This is a genomic window from Adonisia turfae CCMR0081, assembly GCF_011009555.1.
Lineage (GTDB): Bacteria > Cyanobacteriota > Cyanobacteriia > Phormidesmidales > Phormidesmidaceae > Leptothoe > Leptothoe turfae.
Genome location: NZ_QXHD01000004.1, coordinates 1,639,069 through 1,649,928, shown reverse-complemented (window position 1 = coordinate 1,649,928; position 10,860 = coordinate 1,639,069). Strand labels below are relative to the sequence as shown.

General features: G+C 51.2%; 5 protein-coding genes and 1 pseudogene. 5 read left to right on the top strand and 1 reads right to left on the bottom strand.

Annotated features, from left to right (window positions below; genetic code table 11):
* Positions 1–587, bottom strand: a pseudogene (locus tag DXZ20_RS11295) (calcium-binding protein); the annotation flags it as partial.
* A gap of 351 nt (positions 588–938) precedes the next feature.
* Here DXZ20_RS11295 and DXZ20_RS11290 point away from each other — a divergent pair.
* From DXZ20_RS11290 to DXZ20_RS11270, 5 genes are all read left to right on the top strand, one after another.
* A complete protein-coding gene (locus DXZ20_RS11290) occupies positions 939–1,832 on the top strand; it encodes a hypothetical protein (RefSeq protein ID WP_163698240.1) in 894 nt (297 codons plus the stop codon).
* Positions 1,833–1,897: 65 nt separating this feature from the next.
* Positions 1,898–2,836 carry a DUF1822 family protein gene (locus DXZ20_RS11285; protein WP_163698238.1) on the top strand — a complete coding sequence of 313 codons (939 nt, stop codon included), beginning with the start codon at positions 1,898–1,900 and terminating at the stop codon, positions 2,834–2,836.
* Positions 2,837–3,134: 298 nt separating this feature from the next.
* Positions 3,135–5,513, top strand: coding sequence for a CHASE2 domain-containing protein (locus DXZ20_RS11280; protein WP_163698236.1), 2,379 nt, complete (start codon positions 3,135–3,137; stop codon positions 5,511–5,513).
* 30 nt (positions 5,514–5,543) lie between these two features.
* Positions 5,544–6,341 (top strand): DUF928 domain-containing protein, encoded by a 798-nt coding sequence (locus DXZ20_RS11275; protein WP_163698234.1) that lies wholly within the window; start codon positions 5,544–5,546, stop codon positions 6,339–6,341.
* A 217-nt stretch (positions 6,342–6,558) separates the two neighbouring features.
* On the top strand, positions 6,559–10,860 hold a 4,302-nt coding region (locus DXZ20_RS11270), incomplete at its 3' end, for a two-partner secretion domain-containing protein (protein WP_250565722.1).

Sequence of the window (10,860 nt, the reverse complement as noted above, 5' to 3'; positions counted from 1 at the left end):
ACCCCTGTGTTCATGTTAAGCACATAGGCCCCGTTCCAGAAGCGCACATCTAAGCTGTCAATGCCAGCACCGCCGTCCATGCGGTCAACACCAAAACCACCGTCAATCCAGTCATTACCCGCTTGTCCGAAGATGCGGTCATTGCCGTGCCCACCCCGGAGCACATCGTTGCCAGGGCCACCGTAAATCGTGTCATTGCCTGCACCTGCAAATACACGGTCGTTGCCTGCGCCAGTGCTGATAACGTTGTTGCCAGCAGTACCGGTGATGGTGTCGTTACCTGCACCTGTGTAGACATTTTCAAAGTTGGTGGCGGTTTCTCCAGCGTAGTTGGTCACCCCTGTGTTCATATTGAATACATAGGCTCCGTTCCAGAAGCGCACATCTAGGGTGTCAATGCCAGCACCGCCGTCCATACGGTCAAGGCCTAGGCCACCGTCGATCCAGTCATTGCCTAAGCCACCAAAGATAATGTCGTTACCTGCGAGACCACGAATTCTGTCGTTGCCTGCGAGACCGTTGATGATGTCGTTTACATTGGTGCCCACTAAATTGTCATTAAAAGGGGTGCCGTTAATTAAAGCCATGGAAGGGTTCTCCTGAATGGTGAAGACTTACAAGATTTTGGAAAGAAGTTGACAGGTTTGTTTTGGTGCTGTTTTCTTTCCGTTCAGTAGTCACTCGTGGCGTTGCAATGGGTTTTATGCAAAAAAATTAGTTTTTTTGAAATTAGTTTTTTCTTGATCGCTATTCTCTTTGCTATGCAAGGCTTTGATGGATTTCAGAAAATATTTTTCGATGGGTAAGGGTGGCGATCATCGAAAAATATTGCATTTTGCATAAAAAATGATCGAATTGAACGAGTTATGGAGAAACGAGTCGATAATTTTGAGGAGGTTATCTATGAACCCTCGAATTACATTTCACCAAAATCGTCTATGGAATCGCATTTTAAGCAACTTATCCTGGTTCTCCAGGGGCAAGCGCCAGGGGAGGCTGAACGCGCATTCTCTGATTTGGTTGAAACGATGATGCGATCGCGAAAAATAGGACGCCCCCCCCGAGGTCAGCCCCTGACCGGTATCTATAAGGAAATTTGCGATCGCATTCACCAACAGCTCACCCAGGCTTTACAGGATTGCCTCGACCAGAGCCTTCTAGACACTGACCCCAACTGGGGCTATCAATTGCGGGCCCAGGCGACTAAAGATGCCCTAACTGACCCCTTACTCAAAGGTCTGGCCCTAGAAGCCCAAGGCCAGCCCAATCCTAGCCCTCTACGGCAGCATGCCCTCCTCCAGCTAGTGGAGGCTATTCGGGCCAGTGGTAGGCTGGCCCATCCCCACCGGGCCAAGTTTTCGCCTTCTTTCTATGACTTGCTCTATGAAGAAGCCGTCAACCGCACCCTGGTGTATGTGTGTCAAAAAATTGACACCTACGACCCAGAGCGGGGTCAGGCGCAAAAGTTTATGAACTGGGTGAATTTTCGGCTAGACCGCATGGTGATCGAATGCCGACGGCAATTTAGCGATCGCAACACCCAGGAATTGCCTAACCTGAACGACCTGGAGCGGCTCTCTCAGCCAGAACCGACATCCACCCTGGCGAAGGATGTCCAGGACTATATCGCGACCGACCGCGATGACGTATTCAAATCCACACACATTCGTAAGCGACCGGATGCTAGCTTTCAAGCCATTGCCCTAGCTCGGTTCGCTGACCAAAGCTGGGAAGAGATTTCGACCCAGTTTGATATCAAAATCCCCACCCTTAGCAGTTTCTTTCAGCGCTGCTGTGACAAGTTTTCGGATCAATTCCGGGAGCTGCTTTAGACCCAATCTACCAGACTTATTTCAACAACTCGCTTAAACGCTTGCCCACTTGTGAGACACACGCCATGAACACCTCCCCTCCTCCTTCGGACTTTACAGTCCCCCTCTCCTTAGAACCTCATCACCAGGCCGAACAATTCCGCAAAAATCAGTCAAATCCGCAGAAAGGCAAGCAGGTTTATCTCAATACGCTGGCTATTTATGCCACTCGTTTTTACTTGGAATGTCTGGGGTTCGAGCCCGATCTAGACGCTAGCGATGGTCTTAACCCGGTGCAGCAAATGTTATTGGGAACAGCGGGGTTAGCGGTGGCCGACCAAGGGCAGCTGGAATGTTGCCCGGTGCTACCGGGTGAAACTGAATTGACCATTGCCCCTGAGGTCAGTTGCGATCGCATTGGCTATGTCGCTGTACAACTCGACAACAATTTACGCTTGGCCACCCTGCTTGGATTTGTTAGCGAAGCCACTGAGCCAGTTCCCCTAGCGCAGCTGCAGCCCATGGAAGCTCTCTCGCAGTTGCTCACACCGTCTATGGCTCAACAGAGAATGCAGCAAGCGACCCAACAGGCCAGCGAACAAATTACCCAGCTCAGCCAGTGGTTACAAAACCTGGCCGATGACAGTTGGCAAGCATTAGACAGCTTTGTTAACCCAGCCAGCCTAGCCTTCAGAAACCAAACAACAGGTTTGGGAGAAGGCATAATTAGCCGTTGCAAACGCATTAGTCTCAATGACCAAGATGTCACCCTTGCCCTGGGTCTTTTGCCCTTATCCGAATCTTCAACAGAGATTCAGGTGCAGGTTTACTGTACGCAAGAACAAACTTACCTGCCTCCCCAGCTACAACTTAGTGTTCTAGATGCCGACAACCAAGACGTGATGCAGGCCGAAGCCAGGGCCACGGAAGCAATTCAGCTCAAATTTACCGGCAGCCCCGGCGAACAATTTAGCCTTAGAGTCGCATTGCAAAACGCCAGCTTTGCTGAAACCTTTATTATTTAGAAAGTCTTGAGTTTTGTAGAGCTTTGCTCTTCTAAGCTTGCTGAGCATTTTGAATTTTGAATTCGAGCTGTTTACTTAGATCGCACCTACCAAATAGTTATTAGCTCAAAATTAAGTAGGCTAGCTCAATCCTTTATAAGATATGAACCAACCGTTTAACGTCTTGGAAACGGAAGGGGGCCTGGATATCTGATAGCTAATTGGGAGTACCTACCAAACAGCTAAGAACTAAGAACCCAAAACTCCCCCTCTCCTGTGTTCCCTTCGCTAGAATCCTGCCCATCCCTCTCCCAGACCCATGACCGAAAAACTGGTAACTCTAAAACTTGAGGGTGATATTGCCACCACTGGATTTCACGTGCTTCTAGAGATTGGCGAAGAGGGTGCTCGGCCAGATATCGAAGCCATTGGCTCTCTGCCTGCCAATCCCCAGCTGTTGCAACAGCTGCAAAAGTGGCAAGATAGCTATCGTCTCCTAGATACACCCTCGCGCATCCAGCCAGTAGAAATCACCTATGTGGGGTCTCTGCATACGGTTGATGCCTGTCAGCAGGAGGCTAAACATCTGGATCAGCAGTTTAAAACCTGGTTACAATCATCCACGTTTGCCTCGATTGATCAACCGCTGCGAGAAGAGCTGAGCCCAACGGATACGGTGCGGATGGTAATGCGTACAACCAATGGCCATTTGCACCATCTACCCTGGCACTTGTGGGATTTAGTGGATCGCTATCCGAAGGTGGAGATGGCCCTGGGCACGCCCACGATTAAACGATGCGAAGACCGTGCAACCCCACAGGGGATCGTTAAAATTTTAGCCATTCTCGGTGATAGTAGTGGCATTGATGTAGACGCAGATCGTCAGCTATTGGAGACGATTCCTGGGGCGGAGGTGACTTTTTTGGTGGAACCCCAGCGACAACAGATTACCGATCAGCTGTGGGAACAACCCTGGGACTTACTTTTTTTTGCCGGTCATGGTCGCACTGAGTCGGGGGCAGGCACGATTTATATTAACCCTCAAGAAAGTCTCACATTAGATGAGCTGAAGTATGGGTTACGCCAGGCGATTAAACAGGGACTACAGCTAGCGATTTTTAACGCTTGCGATGGGTTAGGTCTGGCGTCAGCCCTGGTCCCCCTCGGTTTGCCACAAATGATTCTGATGCGTGAACCTGTACCTGATCGGGTTGCTCAAACATTTTTGAAATACTTTTTAGATGCTTTTGTGGCGGGTGAATCCCTTTACCTGGCGGCTCGTCAGGCAAGGGAAAGACTCCAGGGGCTGGAAGATCGGTTTCCCTGTGCTAGCTGGTTACCAATTATCTTTCAGGTCAATCCAACTCTGCCCAAACGCTGGTCGCAGCTGGCCAAGGCAGATGTTGCGCCTGTTGAGCCCCATAGGTTTAGGACTATCCCTAAAGTAGGTGGTTTGCCGATTAAAACTCTGTTGACCATCAGCGCCGTAGTCACCGCTGCCGTTGGCCTACTGCGTTGGACAGGTGGGTTACAACGGGCAGAGCTGCTGGCCTACGATCGGTTCATGCGACAGCAGCCGACCCAAACCATTGATGACTCGCGATTGCTTGTTGTCGAGGTTACAGAAGCTGATGTCAATACCTATGGGTACCCCATTCCCGATGATGTGTTGGCGCAGGTGATTGATCGGTTGCTGCCGTATCAACCACACGTTATCGGTTTTGATATTGCTCGTAACCGGGTAACCCCGGAATCAGGGCCCTTAGGACAGCATTTTCAGCAACAGGATAATCTGGTGGCTGTTTGTAGTTTTGGCCAGGCCGGTGACGCCAATAAATCTGGCATAGGCCCCCCATCTAGTATGCCGGAAAACCGAGTAGGCTTTGGGAATGTGGTGCCTGATCCGGATGGTATTTTGAGGCGGCAGCTGCTGTTTGCCCAGCCAGATACCACCAGCCTCTGCACGAGTCGGATGTCTTTGGCCATGCTCACAGCGTTACATTATTTAGATGCTTTGGGGATTCAGCCGGAAAATCTGGATCGTGATCGGCTACAGCTGGGTGCGGCTATTTTTACGCCCCTAGAAGATCGTAGCGGTGGCTATCAAGGCATTGATAGTCGTGGTTTTCAAACGCTGTTAAAGTACTCACCTAATTCTGATATTGCCCAGCGGATAACCCTGACGGAAGTACTCTCGGATGAGATTTCGTTAGAAAGTTTAGAGACTCGTGCTGTATTACTCGGTATGAGTGCGCCGACGTCCAATCCGACGGAGTATTTTCTGACCCCGATTGGAGCAGGAAAATGGCCCCAAGAAACTCTACCCGGCATCGATATTCATGCCCAGATCTTTAACTATGTGACAGCGGCAGCACTGGATGACTTATCGGTGTTGCAAACGTTGCCCGCATGGAGTGACGGACTGTGGATCACGGTGTGGACGCTTGCAGGCATAGGGCTAACCGTTAAACCGCGAGTCTGGCCAGTTTGGTTACTCAGTCTGGGCGGGGCCGTAATTGTGCTCTATGGCACGAGCTGGGGCCTGTTTGCCATGGGGCTGTGGGTGCCGTTAGTGCCAGCGGCCCTAGGGTTAGTGGGGACAAATGTGGGTGCGATCGCCCTAGCCCATGGGTCCAAAACAGCAAGCCATAACAACGATACTTTAAACAACTCCGGAAAAGCACCCAAACCATCGTAGTTAAAACGTATACAGAGAGAGAATCTACCCATGGCCAAACAACAGTATTCAACTCGTTTAATCAGTTTGTTTGCTGCGCCTGTGGCGGCACTGAGTCTGTTTACTCCAGCCATGGGTCAGTCTGCGCTTCAGCCTGAGCTTACCGCTGTTAATTATAATCCTCCCAACCGTGGTGCACCGTCACACACGCGGAATGCCTTGAGCCGGGCTGGACTCTGTGGGGATCTGACTGCGGTACAACCCACCCAGACTAACTGGGGAGAAACGTTAGCGGCGCGTCCCACCTTTGGCATTTACGTAAATGCCCCCGCCACCCATTTAACGTTTGAACTTAAAGACGAGAGTTCAGGAGAGATTCTTCATCAGGCCACATTTGAACAGATTGCAGGGCCAGGAATTAGTCTCTACACACTGCCAGATACGGCACCAGCTCTGGAAGTCAATCGTCCCTATCGCTGGCAGGTGAGCCTGGAATGTGAGCAGTTTAGTACGGTGCAAGTTCCACAGCGGGGGACGAGAACCTCGGATGGTATGATTGTGCGTCGTGCCCCTGGTGACGAACTACAAACGGCCCTAGCTGCTACATCAAATAACGAAAAGCCATCACTGTTGGCGGCCAATGGTCTCTGGTATGACACGGTTGATGCTCTACTCACCTGGCGTTTGACATTTCCTGAAACAGACACCTGGACGGCGCAGTGGCAGAGTTTATTAACCCATCCTATGGTACAGCTCGATCATCTGATGGAGGCGACTCCGATCGATTGTTGTTTAGCTGCCGATTGCCCCCATACGGATACAGAACTAGACTTATCCACATCTCTGTAGAGAAAGACCCGCTGCTTTCTCTCTGTTTATCTACTCATTTATTCCCACTGAGACTTTACCCATCACTCACACCCTAACAACTCTTTCAAGGAAACAAAATTCATCAGATTCCATGCTTAGATATACAGGCATTGCATGCAACGTCTCTCCAATATCTACTTTCGGATTTGATCAATAGCTTCCCCTAAGACTCTCTTCATAACTGGAGATTTCTCCCATGTTGCCAGTTGTTCTACTGCCAGGTAACATTCCGCACCCCCCACTTCTGTTCGAATTGGGACAGTCTGCCCTATCTGATGTCAAACTGAGCAATGCAGAAACGTCTTCCACATCCCCCGTATTTAGCAATGGGGTAAGGACAGACACACTGCTAGCTCAGGCAATTACGCCTGGTTCTGCCGATGTGGGCACTGTTGTCAATCCTGGTGCCACCCAGATCGACATTACCGGTGGTCAGGTGTCTGGCGATGGTGCCAACCTATTCCATAGTTTTCAAGAATTTGGCCTCACGGAAGGCCAGATCGCCAACTTTATTGCTAATCCAGAGATTCAAAATATCCTGGGCAATGTGAGCGGTGGTAATGTCTCCTTGATTGATGGTGTACTACAGATCAGTGGTAGCGATGCGAACCTCTATTTGATTAATCCGGCAGGGATTGTTTTTGGAGCTAATGCAGAGCTGAATCTCAATGGTGATTTTACGGCCACCACAGCAGATCGCCTTGGGTTTGGGGATGAGTGGCTGGATGTGCTGTCTACCGGGGATTATCCGCTGCTGGTGGGTGCGCCCAACCAGTTTGGGTTTAGTGCTGAGCAACCGGGCAGCGTTGTGAATTTGGGCACGTTATCGGTTACACCCGGGCAAAACATAACGCTCATGGGGGGGACGGTGGTCAATGGAGGAGAATTGTCGGCAGCCGATGGCACCCTTACTTTGCTGGCTGTGCCGGGAGAAAAGCTGGTCCGCATTAATCAAGCAGATACATTGCTGGGTTTAGAGGTTTCTGCTTTGCCCACGGCAGATGCTTCACAATCTTTAGACCCACTGAGTTTGCCAGAATTATTGACCGGTGGTTCTTTGGGAGCAGCCGATTTGGCATTAGTGACAGATACCGACGGTACGGTCAAGATTCAAACGACATCTAGCACAGTGCCCTTGCTTTCGGGAAGTACTGTAGTGTCAGGGCAAGTGAGCACTGCCGGTGACCAGGGTGGACACATTGCGCTGCTGGGTGAGCGTGTGTCTCTTCTGGGTGCTGATGTCGATGCCTCCGGTAGTGTTGGAGGAAATGTGCGGGTTGGAGGTGGATTCCAGGGGCAGGGTAATGTACCCAATGCATCTCGTACCCTTGTTGATGGCAGTTCTCAACTCCAGGCTGATGGTATCGGTGATGCTGGTGAAATTATTGTGTGGGCCGATGACCATACTCATTTCTCAGGTGAGGCCAGGGTTACCAGTGCCACAGGTGATGGCGGTTTTGTTGAGATTTCTGGCCGTAATTCGCTGGTATTTGTGGGACAGGTAGACGCCTCAGCACCCAACGGCGCTACAGGAACACTCTTGCTGGACCCCACCAATATCGAAGTGGTGGCGGCTGGAAGTGACACCAATAATCTGGGGGATGTGGATGACGTTAGCGACCCTGACTTGGGGGCAGGTAATACCACCCGGATCGATGTTGCTGCTTTAGACAATGCCAATGCCAATATTGAGCTCCAGGCGAGTAACAACATCACGTTTAGTACTGATGTCAACACTAATGTGGGGTTAAGTGCGATCGCAAATAATGACATCAACATTAACGGCAACATTGTCACTGACAGTGACTTAAATTTTCAGGCTGGAGACAACATCAATATCAATAGCAATGTCACCGCTGACGGTAGCCTTACCCTTGGAGCTGACACTGATGGTGATGGCACCGGCTCAGTGGTTACCAATCCGGGGGCTCAGCTGCAAAATTTTGGTGGAGATGCCAACATTTCTGGCGAAGTGGTCCAAGTAGGCACTATTGACACCAATGGTGGAGACCTGATTGTGACGGCAGATGTCAATGGTGACGGTACCGGTGGCGTCACCGCCATCGTCGGGACTCAATTGATCACCAATGGAGGGACTGCTAATGTCACCGGGGCTGAGGTGCAATTGGCCAATATCGATACTACAGCTGCCTTTGCAGACGGTGGAGATGTCAATGTAACGTCTGAGGGTGACATCTCCTTTGAAGCCATTAATGCCAGTAGTACCGGGACGAGTGTTGGGGCTGGTGGGGATGTGACGCTGACGGCCAACGGTACGGTGCAAGGAACAGGCGAAGTCACCCCTGGCACGACAATTCAAACCACGGGGCTAACGGGGAACGGTACCGTGCAAATTCAACACGATGGCGGCCCTGACAATGTGTCCTTTACCGTGGGAGATGCCTCTGAAAATGGCACTGCGGGCAATATTGTTGCCGATGGTGTTCTCAGTGGAGTCTCTTCCCCGGTTTTACCCAATGGGGGTAACGATACCAATATTGATCCAGCCACAGGGGTAACGGTCACGTCGGTGAATGCTCCACCCACCCTGAGTGCTGATATTCAGTTGCCGGATACGCCTACTAATCAAGCATTAACATTCACGCTAGCTGACATCAACCCAGCGGTGACCGACAGCAACAGCGACAATATCACTTTCGAAATAGCGTCGATTGCAGCGGGGACATTGTTGTTGAACGGGATGGCAGTGCAACCAGGGGATGCGATCTCACTCACCGATACCTTAGAATTTATTCCCCCTACTGATGCCACCGGACAAATTACGGCCTTTACCCTGCGTGCCAGTGATGGCGTCTCTCAGTCAGCCGCAGTGCCAGTTTCTGTCGCTTTAACAGATATTCCTCCAACCATCGACCTTCCCCTTGATCCCACCTTAGGAGTGGCTCAAGCCCCCCCACTACCCGCCTTAGCACCTGAAGAACAAACCTTTGTGCTGGGCATGCCGCTGGCCCAATCGCCTCTTTTGGAAGAGTTGACTATTTTAGGAGCCGTTCTGCCAGAAGCTTCCTTGTTGATTGTTGGAAATTTGTCGATTTTACCTGAGAACAGGGTACCCACGTCCGGCACCATTAATCCTGGCTTTTTGCCCAACCTAGGGTTGCAATTTACGCCGGGGGGCAATGATCCACTTCCCAGTCTCCCCGGTGACCCAGGCACGACAACCGATATTTTTCCAATTATTCTGCCAAATCCAGAGCTTACCGATGTGCCCGCCGATCCAGGCGGACCTGAGCCCTCTGCCCCCGGTCAACCGGGTACATCCCCCGACCCTGGGGTGCCTGGGTCGGAAACCCTTGCCAGACGACCAGACAACAATACGCCAGAGGGCACTCATCTCAATACAAATACTGTTGTGGGTCCTCCCCAAGGATTAGAAAGCTGTCAGGCCCAGGCGCAAGAGATTGCCATGACTACAGCCCGTACCCAGACGGTTTACGAAGGGCTGATCAACTGCCATGGGCAAAACCTGGCCAAAGCGGTTGAGTTAGATAATTCCGCCTGGGTTGTCTATTCCCTCAACAATTTAGCCATTTCCCATTTTGTGGTGGGGGACTATTTAACCGCCCTGGATTTTCATGAACAACAGCTAGAAAAAGCCATCAAGTTGGATGATGCAACTCAGCAAGGCATTGCCTTGGGGGGAATTGGTGCCGTCTATGGAGCCCTTGGTGACTATGCCACTGCCATTGACTACTACCAGCGCAGCCTGGACAAGATGCCCATCGAAACAGCCCCCCAGTGGAAAGCATTGACCTACCGTAATTTAGGCAACGCTTACTTTGCCGAAAAAGAGTATGACCGTGCTGCTGACTATCAACAGACCAGTCTGGATATTTCTCGCGGCATCAAGGATACCTATGGTGAAATGCAGGCCTATGGCAACCTCGGCCATACCTATGCGATTCAAGGAGATTTTGCCGGTTCGATTGCTGCCTATGAGCAGGGTCTGGCCCTGGCCGATGATTTGAACAATCACCTGGAGACAGCTCAAATGTTGTTGGGGTTGAGTACGACCTATGCCTATCAGCAAGGCTATGATCAATCCTATGACTATGCGCAACAGAGTTTGGCCATTGCCCAAGGGCTGGGGGCACGGTTGGGTGAAGGCATTGCCCTGACCAATATGGGAAATGCGTTGCTATATCTCAACCGGTTGCCAGAGGCAGAAGACGTGCTGCGCAATGCCATCACGATTTGGGAATCTCTGCGGGCCGGTCTGGGCACCCATGATGCCTTTAAGGTGGCAATTTTTGAAACCCAGGTGGCGGCCTATCGCAATTTAGAAGAAGTTTTGGTGACCCAAAACAAACTAGAGCCGGCCCTGGAAATTTCTGAGCGGGGTCGCGCCCGAGCCTTTGTGGAGCTAATTGCCAGGGGCAAGGTAAATCCCAACCAGGCCGGGCCGATCACACCGCCGTCCATTGAGCAGATGAAGCAAATCGCCAGGGCTCAAAACTCCACCCTGGTGGCATACACC